Genomic DNA, 21,993 nt, shown 5'->3' on the forward strand with positions numbered 1-21,993 from the left:
GCGTTGATCGCCCTTGGGAAGCCCGCGTACTGGACGCAATCAACTACCACCCGCTGAATCCGGTGGTTTGCTCTCACGGTCCCGTCTGGCTGAAGGGAGGCCGGTAGCGTGTGGCTGGTTGATGGCAGCCCAGCCCGCGACGGCGCGTGTGGCGATGTTGCGGGCTGCGATGTGGTCGGCGTGCCCAGCGAGGCCACACCTGGTGCAGACGAACCGGCCCCGCGCCGGCCGATTCGCCCTGGACACACACCCGCACTCCGGACACGCCTGCGAGGTGTAGGCGGGGTCGACCAACACGAAGGCAACCCCCGCCCGCGCGGCCTTGTAGCGGGTGAAGGCGATCTGCTGGGCGAACGCCCAGCCGTGCAGGGTGCGCCGCTGGAACCGATGAGCCCTTACCCAGCCGCGGATACCCTGCAGATCCTCCAGGGCGACGCCACGACCGGTGCGTTCGGCTTCACGCACCACAAACTTCGACATTTGATGGTTGAGGTCGGTCATCATCCGATGCTCACGCCCCGACAGACGACGCAGCACCCGCCGCGCCGCAGACGTGCCCTTCTTCTGCAACCGACGACGTTGGCGATGGCGCCACTCCCGCAGGGTACGGACGTGGCCGTTACCGCCGACCGGCCCCGGCAGGGCCGGGCCGGGCAGCACCGCACCATCGGAGGTGACCGCCAGGTTCGCCACCCCTTGATCAACCCCCACAAAGCCGTGAACCGGCTCACCCACCACCGGCTTCGGCAGGGTGACCGCGACCTGCAGCAACCACACACCGCGCCGGCAGACCAGGTCCGCCTCGCCGAGAGGCAGTGCCTCGATGGCTTTGAGGCCTTCCGGCCGGCCGGTGTAGGGGACGGTGACGCGGCCGGTGGGGGTCCACAGCGACACGGTGCGGGCGTCCCGGTTGAAGCTCATCAACCGGGCGTCGTAGGGGACGGCGCCCTGCGGGCGGAAGATGTGAGCCCGTTTCTTGGAAGCGCGCCGGTTGGCATAGGCGCCGGCGACCCGGGCGATCGCCCGCACAGCCGCTTGCGCGCCCAACCCGGCCACCTGCCCGCGCACCTCGTAGTAGGCCAGCCGATGCAACTCCACCACCGCGAAGACGCGGTGCCGCCAGGCCAGCCGGGAGACCACGGTGGCCGCCTGATTGCACAACAGCACCGCCGCGGCCAGCGCGTCGGCCTGGGCCGGTGCGGGTGTGAGCCGCAGTTGCACGATCGAGGGCAGGCCGTGACGTTTGGAGGCGGAGCGGCGGATCGCCATCGCGCACCTCCTGTCACAGCAGCATCACCCACCGCACATATTACCGAACGTGACCGAGACTTTCCATACTGTTTTCGAAAGGAAGGGTGGCGCTCCCCTCCTGACCCTGAAGGATCGGGTCTCCGCGCCACTATTCAGATGAATGATCACCTGGACGATCCCCCTGGGCGTGCGGCCCACGTTGAGCCCCGCATCGATGTGCCCGGTGAGCTGAGCTTCGACGTCACCGATGCGAACCCTGCAGGACGACGAACCCCCGGCATCCGGCGAAGAGCGGATGACCTCGGCCGTGCGGGGCGACAGATCGGGTAGCCATGCGGTACCTTGATCGACGTCGGTTGAAACGACGGCCGAGGCGCCGGTTGAGCAGGAAGGGAGCGAGGAGCGTATGACCGCCCGTTGGGTGGCCGCTGTTGTGCGCGGCATCTCCTCCTCTGTCCTTCCGGGCTGCCCGGGAGCCGGTCACTGCCGCTGAGCTCGGCCGTTCTCCGCGGGAGCCCTCTCTTCCGATGAAGGGTTCCGTTGAACACCACACCGCTCGACATCACGCCGTTCAACATCACTACGCGGGCGGAAACGCCCGAAGACGCCGCTGCCATCCGCGCGGTGAACCTGTCGGCCTTCCCCACCCCGCTGGAAGCCGACCTCGTCGAGGCGCTGCGCCTCGACCCGGCCTGGATTCCGGGCCTGTCCTGGGTGGGGGTCGCCCCTGACGGGGAGATCGTCGCCTTCGCCCTCCTCACCCGCTGCCACATCGGGCAGGCGCCCGCGCTGGCCCTCGGGCCGGTGGCCGTGTCGCAGGCCGTACAGAAGCAGGGGGCGGGCGCGGCGGTGACCCGCGCGGCGCTCCAGGCGGCCCGCGAACTGGGCGAGAGTGCCGTGGTCGTGCTCGGGCATCCCGAGTACTACCCGCGCTTCGGGTTCACGATCGCCTCCGGGCACGGCATCGGCGTGTCCTTCGACGTGCCCGATGAGGCGTTGATGGCCATGTCGCTGGACGGGAGCCCGCTGCCGGCGGGCACGATCCGGTACGCGCCGCCGTTCGGCGTGTGATCCCGCGCTGAGCCAGCGCTGAAAAGGCCCGCGCCGCCGTACCAGCTGAGCTGGTACGGCGGCGCGGGCGCCCGCGTTGGCGGGACCGGCCACGGGGAGGGCCGGACCCGGAGCGCGGGCGGGTTCCGCGGCGAGGGCCTCCCGATATTCGCCCTCGTGGCGGAGGTCGGCTATTTGCCCTCGTGGCGGTGGTCGTCGCGGTGGTCGCCGCCGCGGACGACGGTGAACTGGGCGGTGGCGGTCCGGTTGCCGACCTTGACCGTCACCGTCTTGGCGCCGAGCTTGGCCTTGGCCGGTACGGTCAGCGTCTTGGTGACCGTCCGCTGGTCGAGCGACACGCGGTAGCTCTTGCCCTCGGGGCTCGTGATCGTGGCCGCCTTACCCGCCGACGCGCCCTTGACCACGATGGTCACCCCGTAGGAGGCGCCCTGCTTGACGCGGGTCGGGTTGACCGAGACCTCGAGAGAGGCCGGGCTCCGGCGCTCCTTCAAGTAGAGGGTGGAGGCCGTGGTCTCCCGCTCGTGGGCGGTGGAGGTCGGCCGCTTGGGCCGTGCGTTGTCGTCCGTCGCGGTGGGGTGACCCGTCTTGACCGGTGCGGTGGGCTTGGTGGTCGGGGTGGTCTTCACGCCCGGGGTGACCGTCGGGGTGGTCTTCACGCCCGGCGTGACCGTGGTGACGGGCTGCGGCTGGCCGCTGTCGGCGAAGGCGCCGCCCGCGAACGGCAGGGCGACGAGGGCGGCACTGGCCAGGGTCACGGTGAGGGGCTTCAGGAAACGCACTGAGATCAACGTCCAATCCTGGATGACCCGGCCGCATCCCGATGAATTCGGCCCCCGAGAGTCATCCGCACGCCCTGAACTCTGCCGACGCCACATGAGAGATGTCTGATATGCCGCTTTGTTTTATCTATGTCGGGTTGACATAAATTTTGCGGTCGCGCCGGCGGCGAGAGTACGTCGACCATGTCGGGTCGTGGTCGATGGCCACGACCGTCCAAGTGCCCCGTGCTCTCGGGGCCGTCTGGCAGGGGTAGGCGGCGCTCCTCGACCTGTCGGGAGCCGGTGTCCAGGCGGCGATTTTCCCTTCCAGCAGGCAGGCCGCAAGATCTCCCATTTTTCGGGAGGGAGTATGAGAGGCCACGTGCTAGCGTGGCAGCTGTTGCAGTTTTGGTACCCACGAACTTTGCGCGCCTGACGGGTTCCGCCCCGAAGGCGTGTTGTTTCACCCGGTCATTTCCGGATGGGTCATTGCGGCGACATGGGATTCGTGACCTGCGAGTCCCGGCTCTGCGCCTATCAAAGGAGATCGACATGGCGACTGGCACCGTGAAGTGGTTCAACTCTGAAAAGGGCTTCGGCTTCATCCAGCAGGACGGCGGCGGCGCCGACGTCTTCGCCCACTACTCGAACATCGCCACCCAGGGCTTCCGCGAGCTGCAGGAAGGCCAGAAGGTGAGCTTCGACATCACGCAGGGCCAGAAGGGCCCGCAGGCCGAGAACATCGTTCCGGTCTGATCAACGACGTAACACCACGACGAGCCGGGGTCCGCGCATGCGGGCCCCGGCTCGCGTGTGTTCAGGCGAAGATCCCGCGGGGTCAGAAGCGCGGCGGCTCAGGCAAAGATCCCGCGCGGTCCAGAAGCGCGGGGGTTCAGAAGCGACGGTAGGTGATCGGGCCGTGTTGGACCGCCACCTCTCCCACCCGGACGTTCGCCCCCGGGTGCGGCGCGTGGATCATCTTGCCGTCGCCGATGTAGATCCCCACGTGGTCGGGCGGGGCGCCGAAGAAGACGATGTCACCGGCCTGCGGCGGCCCTGAGATCGGGTGCCCGCTCGCCTGGTAGCCGGCCGCCGTGGTGTCGCCGATCTTGATGCCTGCCTGGTTCAGCGAGTAGTAGACGAGCCCGCTGCAGTCGAAGGCGTTCGGGCCGTTGGCGCCCCAGACGTACGGCTTGCCGAGGTGCTGCCGGGCCGCGTTGACGATGTCGGCGCCGGTGCCGCCGCCCGGCACGTACGGCACGGCCTGGGCGACCGCACCCCCAGAGCCCCCAGAGCCCCCAGAGCCCCCGGAGCCCGAAGATCCACCGGCCCCGGAAGACACGGCCACCGGGGCGGACGCGGAGGCGGGGCTGTAGGCGTTGCCGTTGCCGTTCGCACTCGCCAGTGTCGTCTTCTGCCAGTCGGGAAGTGGCGTCGGGTCCCAGTGGACCGTGTGGCCCGGCGCCGGTACGAACGTCTGGTCGCCGGGCGCCTTGATGGCGGCGAACGTCGCCTCCCGCCCGTTCCAGTGCTCGCCGATCGTCTTGACGGCCTGGTTCACGACCTTGTTGACCGAGGTGAGGTGCGTTTTCGCGTCCTCGACCGCGTCGGCTACGGGAGAGGCGAGCGCCTTGTCGAACTCCGCCTGCGTGGCGTCCGGATTGTTGGTCTTGTAGGCGCGGGCCTTGTCGAGGACGTCGCCGCAGATCCCGCGTACCTTCGAGGCGGCCGTCTCCAGCGCCTGGGCGACGTCGTCGAGAACCGTCGCGCTGTCCGTCAGTGCGTCGTGGAGCGCGCCGCCGGCCGTGGAGTAGCGGCGCATGTACTTGTCGAAGGCGTCGGCGGAGTCGCCCTGCCAGGCCGTGTTGACGCCCTTGACCGACGTGCCGAGGCGGCCGACGTACTCGCCGGTCTTGCCGCCGGCGCCGCGCCAGCGCTTGGCCACGCCGCGGACCGAGCCGGGATCGCCGCTGACGGACTTGAGGATGTTCGCGAGGCCGTCACCGCCGGGCAGGTCACCGAGCTCCACACTTCACTCCTTGATCACGCGCCCGAGGCCTGGTTCGCCGTGTGGACGTTGTCGCGTACCTTCTCCAGCGCCCGCTCGACGCCCTGGAGCTTGTTCTGGACATGTCCCAGCTCGCCGGAGACCCCGGTCTCGATCTTGTCGAGGAGGGCGGCCAGCGAGGAGGAGCCGGTCAGGTCACCGAAGATCGAGGAGTCGGCGGTCTTGGCCGGATACCCGCCCGCGAGGTCGGCGAACTCCTTGGACAACCGGTTCGCCGCCGACTGGCAGTCTTCGAGCGCCTGGCGGTGCAGGTCGACCTTCGCCATCAGCGATCCTCCAGGGGTACGGGACCGACGGTGACGCGCCCATCAAACTACGCATCACCCCACAAGTAGCTGATCGTATCGGTAAGCCCCTAATTCACCGTTAAATGCCCATCATCTTCCCGGCATCGGGCGCCCAGCAGGCTGGTGGCCACGGCCTCCAGGTACGGGGCCACGGGCATGGAGCAGTGCGCGAACCCGGTCATCGTCAACATCTGCGGCGTCGGCATGGCCGAGGGCCAGATCCACTGGGACGACCTGTCGCCGAAGCAGGGATTCGGCGGCATCACGGCCATGCTCCAGGGCGGCCGCGCGATGAGCCGTTTCGCCGCTCCCCCACGTCTTGATGAGCCGTTTCGCTGCCCCGTACGTCGTAGGAGTATGAGAATCTTGCGGATCGCGCTCATCGTGATCTTGGGTACCGCTCTGAGCGCCACCATGGCACCCGCCGCCTCGGCCACGCCCGTCGCCAAGAAGGTGCTGGTCGAGCTGCGCGAGCAGGGCGGCTTCGCGGGCTTCGACAACCGGGTGATCGTCTACACCAACGGTTGCGTACGCCTGAGCCGTCGTACGGGCCCGACCGTGAACAAGTGCCTCACCCGCGGCGAACAGCGCAAACTCCACCACGACCTGAAGCTCCTGCGCCTCGGCCACTCCCAGGCCAAGCCCCAGGGAGCCGACTTCCTCAAGTACACCCTCACCTACCGAGGCCACCGCGTCAGCCGCTACACCCTGACCGCCACCTGGACCCCGGTGGTACAGCGGATGGAGCGGTTTCTCGTGAAGTACTGGGCGCCGGACTGACAGATCGCCACAGATCACCTGATTCCTCGTAAGATGCGGGCATAGGCGAGGAAGGTGTAGGCGTGACCGAGCACGAGCTGCCCGCGGGGAAGGTCGACCCGACCGTTCCCAGTGTCGCCCGGATGTACGACTACTTCCTGGGTGGGAAGGACAACTTCTCCGCCGATCGCGAGGCGGCCGAGCACATCATCCGGATCAGTCTGGAGACCGGCTCCGACATCCGCGAGATCGCCCGAGCGAATCGCGGGTTCCTCATCCGGGCGGTGGAGGAGGCGGCCAAGGCGGGTGTGCGGCAGTTCCTCGACATCGGCACCGGTCTGCCTACCCAGAACAACGTGCACCAGGTCGCGCAGCGCGTCATCCCGGACGCCAAGGTCGTCTACACCGACAACGACCCGATCGTCCTGGTCCATGCCCGTGCCCTGCTCGCCGACAACCCCGACACGGTGATCGTCGAGGGCGACACGCGCGACCCGAAGGCGATCCTGGACGCCGCCGCCGCGCACCTCGACTTCAGCCAGCCGGTCGCCCTCCTCGTCGTCGCCGTGTTCCACTTCCTGGCCGACGACGAGGAGGTGGCCCGCATCGTCCAGACCCTGCGCGAGCCGCTGGCATCGGGCAGCTACCTGATCATCTCGCACGGGTACATCGAGGAGAACGAGGGCATCCCGGCCAGGCTCGCCGAGGCGCAGGACGTCTACCGGCAGACCAGCTCGGGGGCGATGACCTGGCGCGACCGCGACACCGTACGCGGCTACTTCGACGGGCTCGAACTGCTCGAACCGGGCGTCGTACCCGCGCAGGACTGGCGCAACGACGAGCAGTACATCCCGGCCAGCCTGGCGAAGGGCGGCGTCCTGGGCGGCGTCGCGCGCGTCCCGTAGCCACACATCAGCCCGCGTCCCGTAAGCGCACGTCAGCCCGCTTCCGGTAGCCGTACGTGGTCGGCGCGCGTCCCGTAACCGCACGTCCGTCAGTACGGCGGGGCTACTCCCGAGCCGGGCTCCTCGACCTCGGCCAGCGCTCGGAACAGCAGCGCCACCCCCACCGCCCCGGGATCGGCGACACCCCTGGCCCGCTCGCCCACGTAACTGGCCCGCCCGAGCCGAGCTCGCAGCCCGGCCGTGCTCCGGGCGCCATCGGCGGCGGCCGTGGCGGCGCGGGCGAAGGCTCCGGCACCGTCCGACTCCAGCGCCGCGACCGCGGGCACGAGCGCGTCGACCAGGGTGCGGTCGCCCACGTTGGCCTCGCCCACCCGCTGGATCGCGGCCAGCCCGGCGGAGGCGCCCGCGGCCCAGCTCGGCACATCACCGTCTCGCGCCCGGCCGGTCGGCACGTCACCGTCGAGCGCCCAGCCGGTCCGCTTGTCGCCGTCAAGCGCCCGCCCGGTCGGCTTGTCGCCGTCAAGCGCCCGGCCGATCTCGGTGAACAGCAGCCCGAACAGCGGCCCGCTCGTGCCCCCGACGTCGTCAAGGAACACCCGTCCCGCCACGTCGAACCCATGCCCCGCCGTACCAGCCCGGTCGAGCTCGTCGATGACGCGACGCAACCCGGAGCGCAGGTTGTCGCCGAAGTCGCCGTCCCCGCTGAGCTGGTCGAGCCGCGTCAGCTCGGCGTGGGCCGCCTCCACGTCGGCGGCGTAGCGGCGGAGTACGGGCGACGCGGTCATCGGTTCTCCTCAAGCTGGACGAAGGCGGGTGTCATGGCCGGGGCCCGCCACCAGCGGTCCCAGGCCGGGTCGAGCCGGGTGAGGGTCAGCGAGAAGCCCGCCATGTCGAGGGCGGGCACGTACGTCCCCACCAGCGAGCCGCGCACGTCCAGCCCGCGTGCCGACAGCTCGCCCGCCACCTGGTCGAAGACGCCGTACAGCTCCAGCTGGGTGGTCCCGCCGAGCCCGTTGACCAGCACCACGAGGTCGTCGGGACCCGGTGGCAGACCGGCCAGCAGCTCGTCGAGCATCCGGGTGACCAGCTCGCCGACGGGTGGCCTGGTGATCGTCTTGGCCGCCCGCTCGCCGTGGATGCCCACGCCGTACTCCAGCTCGTCGGGCCCCAGCTCGAACGAGGGGGCGCCGGTCTGCGGCGAGGTCTGGGCCCGCGCCGCCACCGCGAGGCTGCGCGAGGCGCCGGCGAACCGCGTGCCGAGTTCGGTCAGCTCGTCGAGGCCGAGCCCCTCGTCGGCGGCGGCGCCGAGGAGCTTCTCCACGATGACGGTCGCGCCGGTGCCCCGCCGTCCCGTCGCCGTCTCCGTGCTCTCGGTCGCCAGATCGTCGTCGACCAGCACCCGGCGGACCTCGATGCCGTCGTGTCGCAGGCGTTCGGCGGCGATGCCGAAGTTGATCCGGTCGCCGGTGTAGTTCTTCACGATGTGGATGACCCCGCCGGGGCCGGCGGCGGCGCGGCTGGCCGCCAGCACCTGCCGGTTGTGCGGCGAGGCGAACACCTGCCCCGGCGCCACCGCGTCGAGCATCCCCCGGCCGAGGAACCCGCCGTGCAGCGGCTCGTGCCCCGAGCCGCCGCCGGACACCAGCCCGACGGTCCGGCGCGGATCGCGGTCGCGGGCCCGCAGGAAGACCGGGTCCTCGCTCAGTTCGACGAGGTCGGCGTGCACCCGCGCGAACCCGCGCAGAGCGGGCGTCACGGGATCGCCTTCGGCGAGGAACAGGCTCATTGGATCGCCTCCTTGGCGGCGGGCACTCCACCGAGCGCCTCACGGTCGAGCTCGCCCGAGCCCAGCCGGCTGGCCGCCAGGCTGGACAGAGCCGCGATCGCGATCATATAGACCACGAGCCAAGTCCAGTGGCCACCACCGGCCGCGAGCAGCGCGGTGCCGGCCAGCGGGGCGAGCCCGCCGCCGAGCGTGGCCCCTACCTGCTGGGTGACGGACAGGCCCGTGTAGCGCACCTGAACCGGGTAGAGATTGGCGAACAGCGCCGCCTGCGCGCCGTACATGGAGCCGTGGCCGACGGCCAGGCCGAGCAGCATGGCCAGGGTCATCAGCGGCAGGCTGCCGGTCTGTACGAGCAGGAAGAACGGCACGGCGAGCAGCAGCTGGAACACCGCGCCGCCCACGTACACCTTGCGCCGGCCGATCCGGTCGGACAGCGCCCCGAACAGCGGCAGCGTGAGGCACTCGGCCAGGCACGCGATCAGCACGGCCATCAGCACCGGGCCGCGCGGCAGACCCAGCTCCGTGGTGACGTAGGCGATGGCGACCACGTAGTAGACGTTGAACAGCCCGCTCTCGGCCACCTTGGCGACGATCGACAGCAGCACCTTGCCCGTGTAGTCGGCGAACAGCTCCTTGGCCGGCAGCTTCCGCACCTCGCGCTCGGCCCGCATCTTGACGAACTCGGGGCTCTCGCTGACGCGCAGCCGGATGTAGAAGCCGACGGCGACCAGCGCGATGCTGGCCAGGAACGGCAGGCGCCAGGCCCACGACTCGTACGCGCCCGCCGGCAGGAACGCGTCCAGCGCCGTGACCAGGGCGACCGGCAGCAGTACACCGGCCGGGGTGCCGATGTGCACCAGGGAAGTGAAGAAGCCCTGGCGTCGCTTCGGGCTGTACTCCAGGGCCATCAGCACGCCGCCGCCGTACTCGCCGCCCATCCCCAGCCCCTGGATCAGCCGGATGAGCACCAGCAGCAGGGGCGCGACGATGCCGATCGACTCGTACGAGGGGATCAGGCCGATGGCGAAGGTGCCGGTGCCCATCATCAGCATCGTGGTGATGAGGATGTTCTTGCGGCCCAGCCGGTCACCGAAGTGGCCGAAGATCAGGCCGCCGAGCGGGCGCGCCAGATAGCCGACGAAGAACGTGGCGAACGCGGCCAGCGTGCCGACCAGGGGGATCTCGGCCGGGAAGAAGACCTTGTTGAAGACCAGCGCGGCCGTGGTGGCGTAGAGCGTGAAGTCGTAGTACTCCACGGTCGTGCCGAGGGCGCTGGCCCAGACGACACGTTTGACTGGCGTCCCGCTCTGCATTGGACATCCTTTCATGTCCGAGTGATAATCTAATGTATCAGACACTAGATTTAACACGGCCGCAATAGCCTGGCCACGAGGAGGATGTCGATGAGCGACCTGGACCTGCACGGGATGATCTCCACGGTGGTGACCCCGTTCGACGAGAACGACGAGGTGGACCTCGATCTCCTGCGCCAGGAGGTCAAGTACCTGCTGGAAGCCGGAGTCACCGCGATCTGCGCGTGCGGCAGCACCGGGGAGGGCCAGACACTCTCCCTGGAGGAGAGCCGGGACATCTGCCGGGTCGTGGTCGAGGAGGTCGCCGGGCGAGTGCCGGTGATCGCCGGAGTGATCCAGAATTCGACGGCCCAGGTGATCCGCTATTCGCTGGCGCTGAAGGAGGTGGGCGTCGACGCGTTGCAGATCACTCCGGTGCACTATGTCTTCGCGCCGTCGGCCGAGGAGACCGTGGCGTACTACCGCGAGATCGGGGCCGCGGTGGACCTGCCGATCGTGCTCTACAACGTGGTGCCGTGGGCCCTCGTACCCGTGGACGTGATCGAGCGGCTCGCGGCCGTTCCGCAGCTGGTGGCCATCAAGCAGAGCGGCGGCGACATGCACCTGCTGGTCGACCTGCTGGCCCGGGTACGCGACCGGTTCACCATCCTGGCGGCGCTCGACGACCTGCACTACCCGGCGTTCGTGCTCGGCGCGCACGGCGCGCTCGCGGCCATCCCGACCGTCACGCCGCGGCTCAGCGTCGAGCTGTGGAACGCCATCCAGGACGGCGACCACGGGCTCGCGCTGAAGCTGCACGAGCGTATTCTCACGGTGTGGCGGGCAATCGACGGACCCAACCTGCCGGCCACGCTCAAGGCGGCACTGGAGCTGCAGGGCCGCAACGGAGGGCGTCCCCGGAAGCCCTTCGCGCCGGCGAGCCCCGCCGAACGCGAGCGGATCGCGGTGGCCCTCCGCGCGGCTAATCTGATCGACTAGACATCACACATCTGCAGGGAGAGATCGTGCCGGGTCAGTCCGTCAAGCTCTCGAAGGGTTCGTCCCTGGTCGTGGATTCCATCGCGGACCAGCTCTACGGGATCCTGCGCGACCGCATCACCAGCGGGGTGTACGCCCCCGGCTCCCGGTTCGATCCGAACTCGGTGGCCACGGAGTTCGGCGTCTCGCGCACGCCGGTCCGCGAGGCGCTGGCCCGCCTGGAGCACGACCAGCTCATCGAGACGCGGCCTCGGTCGGGGACGTTCGTGGCCCGGCCGGACGTCACCGACGTCCACGAGGTCTGCCAGCTGCGCAAGGGCATCGAGTGGCTGGCGACCGGCATCGCCGCCGCCGTCATGCCGCTCCCCCGGATCGCGGAGCTCCGCGCCGAGGTCGTCGAAGCGCTGGCGTACGCGGAGAAGGGCGACTACGAGCCGTTCTTCGTCAGTGACACGCGCCTGCACACCGAGATCGTGGCGGCCACCGGCAACGAGCGGCTCATCCGGGTCCGCTCCTCGACGGAGCCGTTCGTGCAGTGGCTACGCGTGCTGGGCGCCACCGGCCCGCACCGGATCGCCGGCTCCACCCGCCGCCACCTGGAGATCCTCGACGCCATGGCGGGCCGCGACGTCGCGGCGGCGCAGACGGCGGCCGCGATCCACCTGGACGAGGTCGAGGAGTGGACGGTGGCCGACATGGAGTCGCACGCCATCACCACCTGACAGGTGACGGATGACGGTCACACGCCATCACCACCTGACGTACTTGGGTAGGGCCTGCACTACCTCGATACGCCAGTGAGCGGGAGCGATCTGGAGGGGTGGCGACTCGTAACGTTCTTGGCATGACAACGCTCCGGCACCGCATCGCCACCGACACCCGTTACGTCCTGCTGGGTTTCCCCACCGCCGTGATGTCCTTCGTCCTGGTCGTGATCGGTGTCGCGACCGGAGCGGGCAGCGCCGTCGCCTTCATCGGCCTGCCGATCCTGGCCGCGGCCGCCGCCATGGCGCGCAACTTCGCCGACGTCGAGCGGGTGCTGCTGCCCGACGTACTCGGCCGCCGCGTCGCCCGTCCCCGCTACCGCCAGGCCCCCTCGGACGCCGGCTGGTTCCGCCGCGCGATGAACCCGCTGACCAGCGGGCAGGCGGCGCTGGACATGCTGCACGCCGTCGTCGCCTTCCCCCTCGCCATCGCCACCTTCGTCGTCACCCTCGTCTGGTGGGCGGGCGCGATCGCCGGGCTGACCTTCCCGCTCTACGGGTGGATCATCGCCGGCCTGCCCGAATTCCACGGCGGGCTGCCCGAACTGCTCGGCCTCGGCAGTGACACCACCACCTTCGTGGTCTTCAACACCGTGATCGGGGTCCTGTTCGCGCTGACGCTGGTGCCGGTCGTGCGCGGCGCCGCCCTGATCAAGGCCAACCTCGCCCAGGCGCTGCTGACCCGCCCGGCGTACGACGAGCGCCCCGCGACCGTCCGGGCGCACCGGCTCGCGGCGGCCGAGTTCTGAGCCGCGTCGTACGGTCCCTGTGGATCGAGCACGGTCCGCACCGTCCCGATCCCGGTAGATTGAACACGGTCCGTATGGAGTCCCAGCTCCGGTGGATTGAACCTGGGCCAGATTCGGCCCGTACATCATGAGGACAGCTCAGGACGCTCCCACGGGCATGTCGCGGAGGTATCCGTGCCGGTGAATCGCCAGCTGTTCGTGAGTGGCCTGGCCTTGGCCATGGTCACCGCGTGCAGTGCCTCCGGGACGTCACCCCAGGCCGGTGCCTGGTCGGTGAGCGCCGGGCCCCGGGCGAGCGCCGCACCGGCGCAGCCCACACTGACGGAGGACGGGGCCGAGTTCGTCCTCAACGGCTACCGTGAGCGACTGCAGCAGGCCAGGAAGCGGAACGGATCCGGACTGCAGGAAACGAGCGCCGGCCTGGCGTTGGAGCTCGACCGGGCCGTCTTTCGGCTCGCCAGGCTACGCGGGGACCGGCTCGGCACGCTGCCCCGCCTCACCAGCACACGTTTCGTGATCCCGAAGAACCCCGGCGGCGCCCGCTGGTTCCTGGCCGAGATCACCGAGCAGGGCAGGGACTACCGGACCCAGCTCATCCTCCAGGAGACCGCCGACGGCTGGCGTCTGGTCGCCGGATCGACCACCCCACTCCAGGCATCTGCCCTACCCATCGCCGTGGACGACGAGGGACTGGCGACCGCGGTGGCCGCCGACGACACCGAGAACCTCGCCGTCGCCCCCCGCGCCGTGGCCGCCGCGCACGCGCGCTCCCTGGCCACCAACGGCAAGGACACGGAGGCCAAGCGCCTCCTGGCCGCGGGCCCCTACACGACCCAGTCCGCCACCGCCCGGCTCGCCGACATGCGCCTCCTGCGCGGCCAGTGGGACGTACGCGACCGCACCCAGGTGGTCCCGACGATCTACGCGCTGCGCGCCTCGGGAGGAGGAGCCGTCGTCTGGTACGGCGTACGGGAGCAGCAGAGCTTCACCGCCCGGCCCGACGCCGCGACACTCTCCTTCACCCGGCCGGAGCCCGCCGTGCTGAGCGGCAAGAAGGAGTTCCGCAGCCGGGTCATCCTCGTCCAGGCCACCTGGTTCGCCGCCATCGTCCCCGCCGCACCGTCGAAGAGAACACGCGTCGTCGCCGACTGGACCGCCCAGATCAGCGTCACGGGCGACTGAATGTGCTGCACCAGAGAGCCGAACTGAACAGGTAGCGGGCTGCCGAATTCGCCTCAAGCAACCTTCACGGAGTGGTCGCCGAAGTCGGCCACCACATCCGAGGTCGTTTGCGCGTCTCAGCGAGTTGGGCGCCTCGCAGCTCCGCCCGCAACTCCTCGCGGCTGGCCTCCCGAGCAGTGACCCGCTCGGTAGAGTCCCAGTCGGGGTCGATCTCGCGGATCTTGGCCTTGGCATCGGACCACTTCACGAACTCGCGTCGTTCCTCCTTGTCCTCCTCAGCGCGGAGCGCCACTCCTGTCGAAAACAGTATGGAAAGTCTCGGTCACGTTCGGTAATATGTGCGGTGGGTGATGCTGCTGTGACAGGAGGTGCGCGATGGCGATCCGCCGCTCCGCCTCCAAACGTCACGGCCTGCCCTCGATCGTGCAACTGCGGCTCACGCCCGCTTCGGCCCAGGCTGAGGCGCTGGCTGCGGCGGTGCTGTTGTGCAATGAGGCGGCCACTGTCGTCTCCCGCCTGGCCTGGCGGCACCGCGTCTTCGCGGTGGTGGAGTTGCATCGGCTGGCCTATTACGAGGTGCGTGGGCAGGTGGCCGGGTTGGGTGCGCAAGCGGCTGTGCGGGCGATCGCCCGGGTCGCCGGCGCCTATGCCGACCGGCGCGCTTCCAACTGATCGACGCTGGTGGCCCGCTCGTACTCCAACGGCGCTGGAACCTGCATCCGGACACCCCCTCGCTCGTCGTGGGCCCTCAGACGACTCCTGCGCAGCGAGCTTGTCAACGCTCACCTAAGGAAAGCCTTAACTGCCCGCGTGGGTGAGGGTCTCCCAGGCGACGAAGAGCTGGTTGGTGCCGGCGGGACGCTGCTGCTCGGTGAGCTGCTGGGTGTTCGTCATCGGGATGCCCTGGCGGTTGTGGAGCTGGTTGAAGCCGACCTCGGTGATCGGGCCGAGGCCCAGGTTCAGCTTGCCGCCGCACAACCAGGAGGGCACGGCCGCGCCGAGCTGGTACTTCGACTGGAAGCCGAGCGCCTGCCTGAGCCGCTCACCGACCTCCGGGTAGAGGTCCTGGCCCTGGATCCTGGTGGTCTCGGCGACGTGGGAGATGGCCGAGATCCCGTAGCCGGTGTGGGTGAAGTCGCGGCAGGTCTCCTGGGTGAGGCCGGTGACGAAGGTCGTCTGCCCCTGCCAGTACTTGACGAGCTCGTCACGGGTGTCGTTGCCGCTGCCGGGCGCGCCCTTGGGCAGGTCGCCGTCGGTGCTGAGGTAGACGTAGGCCGGCACCCGGCCGCGGTACTTGGTGATCGCCTTGTCGTAGCTCGTCCGGTCCTCCAGGAAGACGGAGATGCCGACGGCCGCCTCCATCATGCTCAGCTCCCAGTTGCCGTTGCTGTTGGAGCCGTTGATGACCTTCGGCAGGTAGACGGTGCGCAGCATGGTAGCGAAGCGGTCGACGTTCGGCCAGCTGGTGTAGGTGTAGCGGATGATCTCGGCCGCCCGTGGCCAGACCGAGCCGGCCCAGCCGGTCTGCAGGGGCGCGTTGCTGTTGGTGTGGTCCTTGATGACCGCGGACCAGGCGTCCATGATCTCGATGGCCTTCTTGGCGTACTTGGCGTCCCTGGTGACGTACCAGGCGAGAGACATCGTGTACGCGGCGAGCGCGTCCTGGCGCTCGTCGGTGCAGCCGTTGTTGGGGTTGGAGTAGGGGCCGCACTCGACGACGGCGCGAGGCTTGGCCGCCCGGGTGAGTGAGGCGAGCGAGTGGGCCATCATCTGGTCGTAGGCCGACTTCCACGGCTGCGCGCCCGAGTTGACCTTGGTACGCATGAAGTCGAGCTGTTCCCGGCCGAGCAGCACGCCGGGGTGGGTGAAGGTCGCGGGGGCGGCGGCCGCGGGCAGTGGCAGGGCCAGAGCGGCGACCAGGGCGGCGGTGGCGATGATACGGGGGGTCATGACAGCTCATCCAACGAGCGTTACGTGGCCCGGTCAACCTTCTTAGGAAAGTTTCCTAACTTTTCCGGGGAGTAGAGTACCCGCCATGATCGACGTTCCCCTCTGGCCGGATACTCCCCCCGGCCCGGCCACCGGCGAGTCACCGAGCTTGACGCTGTACGCGGCGGACGGCCCGGCCACGGGCGCGGTGGTGGTGTGCCCCGGTGGCGGTTACTCCCGGCTGGCCGGGCACGAGGGCGCGGACGTGGCCCGCTGGCTGGTCACGCTCGGAATCGACGCCTACGTGCTGGCCTACCGGGTGGCCGGCGACGAGCCGGGGCGCGAGCCGCTGCATCCGGCTCCGCTGTACGACCTGCGCCAGGCGGTGCGCGTCGTCCGGGAGCGCGGGGCCGGGCGGGTCGCCGTCATGGGGTTCTCGGCGGGCGGCCACCTCGCCGCCACCTTCGCCACCACCAAGGACGAGGACCGCCCGGACGCCCTGATACTCGGCTATCCGGTCATCGACCTCATCGGGTGGAGCGCGCACTCGGGGTCGCGCCGTCAGTTGCTCGGCCCTGACGCCACCGAGGAGCAGGCGACGGCCTTGTCCGCGCACCTCAACGTGACCGCCGAGACGCCACCGGCGTTCCTCTGGCACACGGCGGCGGACCGAGGGGTACCGGCGGCCAACAGCCTGCTGTTCGCCGACGCGCTCGGGCGCGCCGGCACGCCGTACGAGCTGCATGTCTTTCCCGAGGGCAAGCACGGACTCGGGCTCGCCCAGGGCGACGACCTGGCCGCGTCCGCCTGGCCGAGCCTCTGCGCCACCTGGCTCGCCGCCCAGGGCTTCGGCCCGCGCCCCTAAGAACGGCCCGCACTTCTGAGACGAGCGGCGCGGCCGGCCGTGGCGGCTCTGCCGGTCCCGACTGCGCGGCCAGGTCGTCCCTTGCCGCGCAGCAGCCGGTCATAGCGGTTTGGGTGACTCACTCCCTGGGGTCAGTGCCGGGACGAGTCGTACCGGCCGTGCGAAAGGGAACGGCCGCGTCCCTCCCGGACCGTCTGCCGCAGCGCGGCGCGGAACCGCCCCGGCCCCCAGGCACGGCCGTGGACCATCCGGGCGAGCGTGTCGCGGTCGGCGGGACCGTGCTCGTCCAGCGCGTGGGTCACGGCGGCGACTTCCCGGTCGAGCTGCTCGTCGGCGCTGGCGGTGACGCGGCCGCTCGCCGCGCCGGTGCCGACCATCCCGGGAGAGGGGAATGTGCTCCCCGGTCCCGGCAGGAACCGCCGCGCTCCCGTGGTGTCCTGCTCGTGGCGGTGGTGGATGCGCTCACGGCGCTCGTCCGCGTAGGGTCCGGCCTCCTCGGCCGTCAGCGGGCGGGCGATGTCCTCCAGCGACTGCTGTTCCGCCCGGACGCCGAACATCAGCTCGGCGACACCGCCGAGCGCCATGGCCGCCGCGCCGATGAAGAACCCGGCGGCCACCAGCGTCAGGTTGCCGCTGTGGATGAACTGCCCGAACAGCGCCGGCCCCGTGATGCCGCCGACCGCCGTCCCGACCGCGAAGAACAGGGCGATGGCCAGCGCCCGCGTCTCCATCGGGAAGATCTCGCTGACGGTGAGGTAGGCCGAGCTAGCCCCAGCGGAGGCGACGAAGAAGGTCAGCGCGATGAGCACCATGAACGAGGTCGTGGTCAGTGCCCGGTTCAGCATCAGGACGGCGATTACCGCGGTCAAGGCGGCCGACACCAGGTACGTGCCGGCGATCATGGGAACCCGCCCAACAGTGTCGAACCAGCGTCCCAGCAGGAGCGGCCCCAGGAAGTTGCCGAGCGCGAAAACGACCATGAAGTACGGGATGGACCCGGACGCCACCCCGAAGAAGCCGTGCAGCAGCGTCCCCAGGTCGAACGTCACCGCGTTGTACAGGAACGCCTGCCCGATGAAGAGAGCGAGGCCCAGGAGCACCCGGCGCGGATAGCGTTCCATGGCCACCCTGGCGATCTCCCGGAACGGGATGGCGGCGCGCTGCCTGACAGTGATCTCGCCCCTGGGCGGGGGCAGGTCGCCGCCGATCTCGGCCTCGATCTGGTCCACGATACGTTCGGCCTCCTCCTCGCGTCCGTGGATGAACAGCCAGCGGGGACTCTCCGGAAGGCTTCGGCGGGTGAACATGATGGCGAACCCGAGCACGCCGCCGATGACGAACGCCAGCCGCCAGCCGATGTCCATCGGAAAGAGGGCGGTGCTGAGGAAGGCCAGCGCGGCGACGCTGCCGATGGCTGCCCCGACCCAGTAGCTGCCGTTGATGGCCAGGTCCGCCCGGCCCCGGTTGCGCGCCGGGATGAGCTCGTCGATGGCCGAGTTGATCGCCGCGTACTCGCCTCCGATGCCCATCCCGGTCAGGAAGCGCATGAGGAACAGGTACCAGGGCTCGAACGCGAAGGTGGTGGCCACGGTGGCGACCATGTAGAGGCCGAGCGTGAACATGAACATCTTCTTGCGGCCGAGCCGGTCCGTGAGCTGCCCGAACAGCAGCGCTCCTACGCACGCGCCGGCGACGTAGATGGCCGCCGCGGTGCCGATGTCGGCGCTGTTGACGGCGATGCCGCTGCCGCGCTCCGTCATGCGGGAGGCGACCGCGCCGACGATCGTCACCTCCAGCCCGTCGAGGATCCACACCGTTCCCAGACCCAGCACCACCCTCCAGTGGAACCGGGACCAGGGCAGCCGATCCAGCCGGGCCGGGATGTTGGTCCGGATGATGCCAAGGTCTTCTGCGGTCATGGTCAAAGCTCCTTCACGGAACGTCCTTCAGCGGTGCTCCGGAGGGATGCCGGCAGTACAGTCGTTTTAATGCTGCTTTGTCGGGTTTTCGGGCATCGTTTCCGCTTCGAGAACGAGGGGGAGACGATGCGCTGGCATTGTCAGCGCGGCTGCGGAGCAGAAGGCGCAAAGTGCTACGCGAGCGTCCGGGACAGCCGCCGCTACGCCCGCGCCTTCGACAAGGAGGACCGCGACGATCTTGGCAGGCGAGCTCCCCTGGTGGGGCTCCTGCCACTGCGGCTCGTCCGCGCCCTCCGTAAAAGGAGTCGGAGGAGCTGAATGCCGCTATGGGAGCAAGGAGGCGAGGTCCTTCGGCATGCCCGCCTTCACGTCCTCCCACTCGCCTTCGGTGATGTGGCTCTTGAGCACTTCAAGAACCTTTCTGACCATCTCCTCCGTGCTCCCGTCATGGTCGAAGGTCACTTCGGCGCGTACGCGGTCGAGGAACTCCTCGCGGTTCACCTTCACCGGGACGCTGCTCGGCCGCCAGCCGTCGAAGTAGACGCCCCGCAACAGCAGCGGAAGTTGGGCGGCGAGGTGAGCGCTCGCCTCCACCGTCAGCCGATCGCGCAGCGCGTGCAGCACGGCGCGCAGCGCGCCGTAGGAGTGGTTGCGCCGCTCCGAGGGCCAGCCGCAGGCCTCCTCGATCTCGTGCAGGATGCGGTTGGTCCTGTCCACTGTCCGGTTGAACGGCGCGTAGCCAGTGTCAACCATGTCCCCACCTCCTTTCCCGGGGTCCCAACTCCTTTCCCGGGCATCACCTCGAGACTCGTCCCGGCTGCTCCCCGGCCACATCCCCGAAACGTGCAGTGGCGTGAAAGATCTTTAGGAGCATGGGCTTCACCGTTCCTCGTCTGGGAGGCGGTCTGACATGCGGGGGCGCGAACAGGAATGGCATGACGTGGACAGCCTGCTCGACGCCGTTCAGGCGGGCAAGGGCGCGACCCTGCTGGTGGACGGGGAGCCGGGGGTCGGCAAGACCCGGCTGCTCGACGAGGCGGCCGCCACCGCCGGCGAGCGCGGCATCGCCGTGCTCCGGGGCGAGCTGGAGGAGCTGGGCGAGCTGGTGCCGTGCGGCAGCCTGTTCGAGGCCTTGGACCTACGGCTCGACCCAGACTCGCGGACACTGGAAGCGTTGCGAACGCGCTTCGAGGAATGGCCCACGGCTCCGGTCCTGGCCGTGCTCGACGACCTGCAGTGGGCCGATCCGGCGACGCTGGTCGCCCTGCGCACTCTCCACGGCCTGCTCGAATTCCGGCCGATCGGCTGGCTGCTGAGCCGCTCGACCGGTGTGGGACAGGACCAGTCCGCCTCCCTGTTCGACCTGCTGGAGCGCCACGGAGCCGACCGGGTGCGGCTCTCGCCGCTGTCCCCGGCCGCGGCCGTCGCCCTGGCCACCGACACGCTCGGGGCCGCGCCGGGACCGGCGACGCTGGCTCTGGTGGACATCGTGGGCGGCAACCCGCTGCTGATCACCGAGCTGCTCGCCGGCCTTCGCGACGAAGGCCAGGTCCTCGACGGCGACGCCGCCCTGCGCATCCCCGACCGGTTCACCAGGGTGGTGCGGCACTGGATCGGCGGCCTGAGCGCGGTCGCCAGGAACCTGGTGGAGACGGCCGCCGTGCTCGGCCGGTCGTTCGCCCCCGAGCAGGCCGCGTCGCTGCTCGGCACGACAACGGCCGCGCTGCTGCCCGCGGTGGAGGAGTCCATGGCGGCGGGCATCCTGGCCGCCACCGCGCATGACCTCGCCTTCCGCCACGAGCTGGTCAGGCTTGTCATCGCGGAGCGGGTCCCGCCGCCCGTACGGCAGGCGCTGCTGGGCCAGCTCGACCTCGTCGCGACCATCGACACCGCGATGGCGGAGGGGCGGCTGCGGGCGGCCGAGCAGCTGGTCCGCGGCGGCCTCGCCGAACACTCCTCCGCGCACGCTTCGACGCACAGTGTGGCCGAGCTGCACTGCGTGCTCGCGGACGTCATGTACCTGACCGGCAGCCTCGAGGAGGCCATGCGGGAGGCCGAGACGGTGCTGGCCCTGCCCGACCTTCCCGGCCACGTGCGCGACCGGGCGCTGCTCGTGCGCCTCTACGCCATGACGCGCCTGCGCAGCGACGAGGCGCCCGTCCGCACGTACGCGCACGAGGTCATCGAGGCGGGCGCCCGGCACAGCGCGGCGGCCACCGCGGCGGCCCTGATCGCGCTGGCGCAGGCGGAGCGGGACGAGGGCCGCCTGTCCAACGCGCTGGCGCTGGCCGCCGACGCCAGGCGGCTGTCCGGCGCGGACGGGTCGGCCGTGCATCCGTACGAATCCCGGCTGATCTCCGCCGCGATACTCACCGACGTCCACCGGCTGGACGAGGCGCGGCTGCTCGTCGAGGACGCGCGCGAGAACATGTTCGACTCCGGCCACCAGGCATGGGAGGCCGACCTGTCCGCCCTCGCGGCCCGGTCCGAGCTGCTCGAAGGGCGGCTGGACAGCGCCGCCGACGAAGCCCAGCGGGCGCTGAGCCTCGCCGCGGACCGGGCCACGCCCCTGTCCGCCGCAGCGGCCACCAACGTCCTGGCCACCGTCGCGCTGCGGCACGGCGACGTACGGGCGGCCGTCCGGCACGCCGCTGACCTGCCCGGCGACTCACTCGAACACGCCCTAATCGTGGCCCAGGTCACCGAGGCGTGCGACGGACCGCTGAAGGCGATGACCTTGCTGGCCGACCTGCTCGACCGGCAACGTTCGATGCTCGCCGGTGACCCCACCGCGAGCGCCTGGCTGGTCCGCGTCGCCCTCGCCGTGGACGCCCGCGCGGTGGCCAAGGCCGCCGTCGCCACCGCGGAGGAACTGGCGGCCGTCAACCCGGGTTTCCGGGCCCTGACCGCGTCCGCCGCGCACGCGCGCGGCCTGCTCGACGGCGATCGCGAGGCCTTGTCCCGGGCCGCCGAGCGCGCTGACGACGTGTGGGGGCGCGCCTCCGCCACGGAGGACCTCGGCGTGCTGCAGGCCGCCGGCGGGCGGCACGCCGACGCGGCGGTGAGCCTCGACCGCGCGCTCGCGATCTACTACGAGATCGGATCCGTCAGGGATTCGGCCCGCGTACGCAAGCGGCTGCGCGCCATAGGTGTGCGCCACCGGCACTGGAGCTACGCCGACCGGCCAGCCTCCGGCTGGGACAGCCTCACCGAGACGGAATGGAACGTCTCGCTCCTGGTCGCCGACGGGTGGTCCAACCGGAAGGTGGCGGAGCAGATGTTCATCAGCGCGCACACGGTCGCCTTCCACCTGCGGCACATCTACTCCAAGCTGCAGATCAAGTCCCGCGTCGAGCTGACCCGCCTCGTGATCGTCCGGGGGCGGGACGACACCGACGACTGAGGGATT

22 protein-coding genes are annotated in these 21,993 nt (G+C 70.1%); 11 read left to right on the top strand and 11 right to left on the bottom strand.

Features of this window, described 5'->3' with window-relative positions:
• Nucleotides 1-39: 39 nt before the first annotated feature.
• Nucleotides 40-1,269, bottom strand: a complete 1,230-nt coding sequence (locus AB0J16_RS01130; RefSeq protein WP_358533103.1) for a transposase — start codon at nt 1,267-1,269, stop codon at nt 40-42.
• A 522-nt stretch (nt 1,270-1,791) separates the two neighbouring features.
• Between AB0J16_RS01130 and AB0J16_RS01135 the strand changes: the two genes are divergently transcribed.
• On the top strand, nt 1,792-2,322 hold the full coding sequence (locus AB0J16_RS01135; protein WP_358533105.1) for an N-acetyltransferase: 531 nt from the start codon (nt 1,792-1,794) through the stop codon (nt 2,320-2,322).
• Between the two features lie 170 nt (nt 2,323-2,492).
• Here the strand turns inward: AB0J16_RS01135 and AB0J16_RS01140 are convergent, their stop codons facing one another.
• The gene (locus AB0J16_RS01140) at nt 2,493-3,110 is read right to left on the bottom strand and encodes a hypothetical protein (protein WP_358533108.1); all 618 of its coding nucleotides are present in this window, start codon (nt 3,108-3,110) and stop codon (nt 2,493-2,495) included.
• 522 nt (nt 3,111-3,632) lie between these two features.
• On the opposite strand from AB0J16_RS01140, the gene AB0J16_RS01145 reads away from it, so the two are divergent.
• Complete coding sequence (locus tag AB0J16_RS01145) at nt 3,633-3,836, top strand: cold-shock protein (protein WP_219533118.1); 204 nt, start codon at nt 3,633-3,635, stop codon at nt 3,834-3,836.
• 136 nt (nt 3,837-3,972) lie between these two features.
• On the opposite strand, the gene AB0J16_RS01150 is transcribed toward AB0J16_RS01145, so the two are convergent.
• Both AB0J16_RS01150 and AB0J16_RS01155 read right to left on the bottom strand, forming a co-directional pair.
• Nucleotides 3,973-5,109, bottom strand: coding sequence for an NlpC/P60 family protein (locus tag AB0J16_RS01150; RefSeq protein WP_358533111.1), 1,137 nt, complete (start codon nt 5,107-5,109; stop codon nt 3,973-3,975).
• Nucleotides 5,110-5,123: 14 nt separating this feature from the next.
• Entirely contained in the window at nt 5,124-5,414 is a 291-nt protein-coding gene (locus AB0J16_RS01155) for a hypothetical protein (protein WP_358533113.1), read from the bottom strand.
• Between the two features lie 144 nt (nt 5,415-5,558).
• Between AB0J16_RS01155 and AB0J16_RS01160 the strand changes: the two genes are divergently transcribed.
• Together AB0J16_RS01160 and AB0J16_RS01165 are read left to right on the top strand one after the other, a co-directional pair.
• A complete protein-coding gene (locus AB0J16_RS01160) occupies nt 5,559-6,215 on the top strand; it encodes a hypothetical protein (protein ID WP_358533115.1) in 657 nt (218 codons plus the stop codon).
• A 62-nt stretch (nt 6,216-6,277) separates the two neighbouring features.
• Nucleotides 6,278-7,099 carry an SAM-dependent methyltransferase gene (locus AB0J16_RS01165; RefSeq protein ID WP_358533118.1) on the top strand — a complete coding sequence of 274 codons (822 nt, stop codon included), beginning with the start codon at nt 6,278-6,280 and terminating at the stop codon, nt 7,097-7,099.
• 89 nt (nt 7,100-7,188) lie between these two features.
• Here the strand turns inward: AB0J16_RS01165 and AB0J16_RS01170 are convergent, their stop codons facing one another.
• Genes AB0J16_RS01170 through AB0J16_RS01180 form a run of 3 tightly spaced genes read right to left on the bottom strand, consistent with a single transcriptional unit; the run spans nt 7,189 to nt 10,198 of the window.
• A complete protein-coding gene (locus AB0J16_RS01170) occupies nt 7,189-7,884 on the bottom strand; it encodes a DAK2 domain-containing protein (RefSeq protein ID WP_358533121.1) in 696 nt (231 codons plus the stop codon).
• The gene (locus AB0J16_RS01175; protein WP_358533123.1) at nt 7,881-8,885 is read right to left on the bottom strand and encodes a dihydroxyacetone kinase subunit DhaK; all 1,005 of its coding nucleotides are present in this window, start codon (nt 8,883-8,885) and stop codon (nt 7,881-7,883) included. Before AB0J16_RS01175 ends, AB0J16_RS01170 begins: the two co-directional genes overlap by 4 nt.
• Entirely contained in the window at nt 8,882-10,198 is a 1,317-nt protein-coding gene (locus AB0J16_RS01180) for an MFS transporter (protein ID WP_358533125.1), read from the bottom strand. Before AB0J16_RS01180 ends, AB0J16_RS01175 begins: the two co-directional genes overlap by 4 nt.
• A gap of 90 nt (nt 10,199-10,288) precedes the next feature.
• Between AB0J16_RS01180 and AB0J16_RS01185 the strand changes: the two genes are divergently transcribed.
• From AB0J16_RS01185 to AB0J16_RS01200, 4 genes are all read left to right on the top strand, one after another.
• A complete protein-coding gene (locus AB0J16_RS01185) occupies nt 10,289-11,176 on the top strand; it encodes a dihydrodipicolinate synthase family protein (RefSeq protein WP_358533128.1) in 888 nt (295 codons plus the stop codon).
• Between the two features lie 26 nt (nt 11,177-11,202).
• Nucleotides 11,203-11,898: a GntR family transcriptional regulator gene (locus AB0J16_RS01190; protein WP_358533131.1), complete on the top strand. Its 696-nt coding sequence runs from the start codon at nt 11,203-11,205 to the stop codon at nt 11,896-11,898.
• A gap of 122 nt (nt 11,899-12,020) precedes the next feature.
• Nucleotides 12,021-12,689, top strand: coding sequence for a sensor domain-containing protein (locus AB0J16_RS01195; RefSeq protein ID WP_358533134.1), 669 nt, complete (start codon nt 12,021-12,023; stop codon nt 12,687-12,689).
• A 174-nt stretch (nt 12,690-12,863) separates the two neighbouring features.
• On the top strand, nt 12,864-13,871 hold the full coding sequence (locus AB0J16_RS01200; protein WP_358533136.1) for a hypothetical protein: 1,008 nt from the start codon (nt 12,864-12,866) through the stop codon (nt 13,869-13,871).
• 64 nt (nt 13,872-13,935) lie between these two features.
• Here AB0J16_RS01200 and AB0J16_RS01205 read toward each other — a convergent pair whose 3' ends face one another.
• Nucleotides 13,936-14,163, bottom strand: a complete 228-nt coding sequence (locus tag AB0J16_RS01205) for a hypothetical protein (protein ID WP_358533139.1) — start codon at nt 14,161-14,163, stop codon at nt 13,936-13,938.
• An 83-nt stretch (nt 14,164-14,246) separates the two neighbouring features.
• Between AB0J16_RS01205 and AB0J16_RS01210 the strand changes: the two genes are divergently transcribed.
• The gene (locus AB0J16_RS01210; protein ID WP_358533142.1) at nt 14,247-14,543 is read left to right on the top strand and encodes a hypothetical protein; all 297 of its coding nucleotides are present in this window, start codon (nt 14,247-14,249) and stop codon (nt 14,541-14,543) included.
• 126 nt (nt 14,544-14,669) lie between these two features.
• On the opposite strand, the gene AB0J16_RS01215 is transcribed toward AB0J16_RS01210, so the two are convergent.
• Nucleotides 14,670-15,821, bottom strand: coding sequence for an alginate lyase family protein (locus tag AB0J16_RS01215; RefSeq protein ID WP_358533145.1), 1,152 nt, complete (start codon nt 15,819-15,821; stop codon nt 14,670-14,672).
• 85 nt (nt 15,822-15,906) lie between these two features.
• Between AB0J16_RS01215 and AB0J16_RS01220 the strand changes: the two genes are divergently transcribed.
• Nucleotides 15,907-16,665: an alpha/beta hydrolase gene (locus tag AB0J16_RS01220; RefSeq protein ID WP_358533147.1), complete on the top strand. Its 759-nt coding sequence runs from the start codon at nt 15,907-15,909 to the stop codon at nt 16,663-16,665.
• A gap of 131 nt (nt 16,666-16,796) precedes the next feature.
• Here AB0J16_RS01220 and AB0J16_RS01225 read toward each other — a convergent pair whose 3' ends face one another.
• Nucleotides 16,797-18,584 carry an MFS transporter gene (locus tag AB0J16_RS01225; RefSeq protein ID WP_358533150.1) on the bottom strand — a complete coding sequence of 596 codons (1,788 nt, stop codon included), beginning with the start codon at nt 18,582-18,584 and terminating at the stop codon, nt 16,797-16,799.
• A 324-nt stretch (nt 18,585-18,908) separates the two neighbouring features.
• Entirely contained in the window at nt 18,909-19,337 is a 429-nt protein-coding gene (locus AB0J16_RS01230; RefSeq protein WP_358533153.1) for a DUF2267 domain-containing protein, read from the bottom strand.
• 157 nt (nt 19,338-19,494) lie between these two features.
• Here AB0J16_RS01230 and AB0J16_RS01235 point away from each other — a divergent pair, with 157 nt between their 5' ends.
• Nucleotides 19,495-21,987, top strand: a complete 2,493-nt coding sequence (locus tag AB0J16_RS01235; RefSeq protein WP_358533156.1) for an AAA family ATPase — start codon at nt 19,495-19,497, stop codon at nt 21,985-21,987.
• Nucleotides 21,988-21,993: the final 6 nt, after the last annotated feature.

Origin of the sequence: Nonomuraea sp. NPDC049750 (genome assembly GCF_040659625.1) — a bacterium.
Taxonomy (GTDB): Bacteria; Actinomycetota; Actinomycetes; order Streptosporangiales; family Streptosporangiaceae; genus Nonomuraea.

Coding starts and splice junctions, on each gene's coding strand:
- AB0J16_RS01175 (WP_358533123.1), bottom strand. CDS start 8,885: ATGAGCCTGTTCCTCGCCGAAGGCGATCCCGTGACGCCCGCTCTGCGC.
- AB0J16_RS01145 (WP_219533118.1), top strand. CDS start 3,633: ATGGCGACTGGCACCGTGAAGTGGTTCAACTCTGAAAAGGGCTTCGGC.
- AB0J16_RS01225 (WP_358533150.1), bottom strand. CDS start 18,584: ATGACCGCAGAAGACCTTGGCATCATCCGGACCAACATCCCGGCCCGG.
- AB0J16_RS01170 (WP_358533121.1), bottom strand. CDS start 7,884: ATGACCGCGTCGCCCGTACTCCGCCGCTACGCCGCCGACGTGGAGGCG.
- AB0J16_RS01210 (WP_358533142.1), top strand. CDS start 14,247: ATGGCGATCCGCCGCTCCGCCTCCAAACGTCACGGCCTGCCCTCGATC.
- AB0J16_RS01130 (WP_358533103.1), bottom strand. CDS start 1,269: ATGGCGATCCGCCGCTCCGCCTCCAAACGTCACGGCCTGCCCTCGATC.
- AB0J16_RS01230 (WP_358533153.1), bottom strand. CDS start 19,337: ATGGTTGACACTGGCTACGCGCCGTTCAACCGGACAGTGGACAGGACC.
- AB0J16_RS01235 (WP_358533156.1), top strand. CDS start 19,495: ATGCGGGGGCGCGAACAGGAATGGCATGACGTGGACAGCCTGCTCGAC.
- AB0J16_RS01155 (WP_358533113.1), bottom strand. CDS start 5,414: ATGGCGAAGGTCGACCTGCACCGCCAGGCGCTCGAAGACTGCCAGTCG.
- AB0J16_RS01195 (WP_358533134.1), top strand. CDS start 12,021: ATGACAACGCTCCGGCACCGCATCGCCACCGACACCCGTTACGTCCTG.
- AB0J16_RS01185 (WP_358533128.1), top strand. CDS start 10,289: ATGAGCGACCTGGACCTGCACGGGATGATCTCCACGGTGGTGACCCCG.
- AB0J16_RS01215 (WP_358533145.1), bottom strand. CDS start 15,821: ATGACCCCCCGTATCATCGCCACCGCCGCCCTGGTCGCCGCTCTGGCC.
- AB0J16_RS01180 (WP_358533125.1), bottom strand. CDS start 10,198: ATGCAGAGCGGGACGCCAGTCAAACGTGTCGTCTGGGCCAGCGCCCTC.
- AB0J16_RS01220 (WP_358533147.1), top strand. CDS start 15,907: ATGATCGACGTTCCCCTCTGGCCGGATACTCCCCCCGGCCCGGCCACC.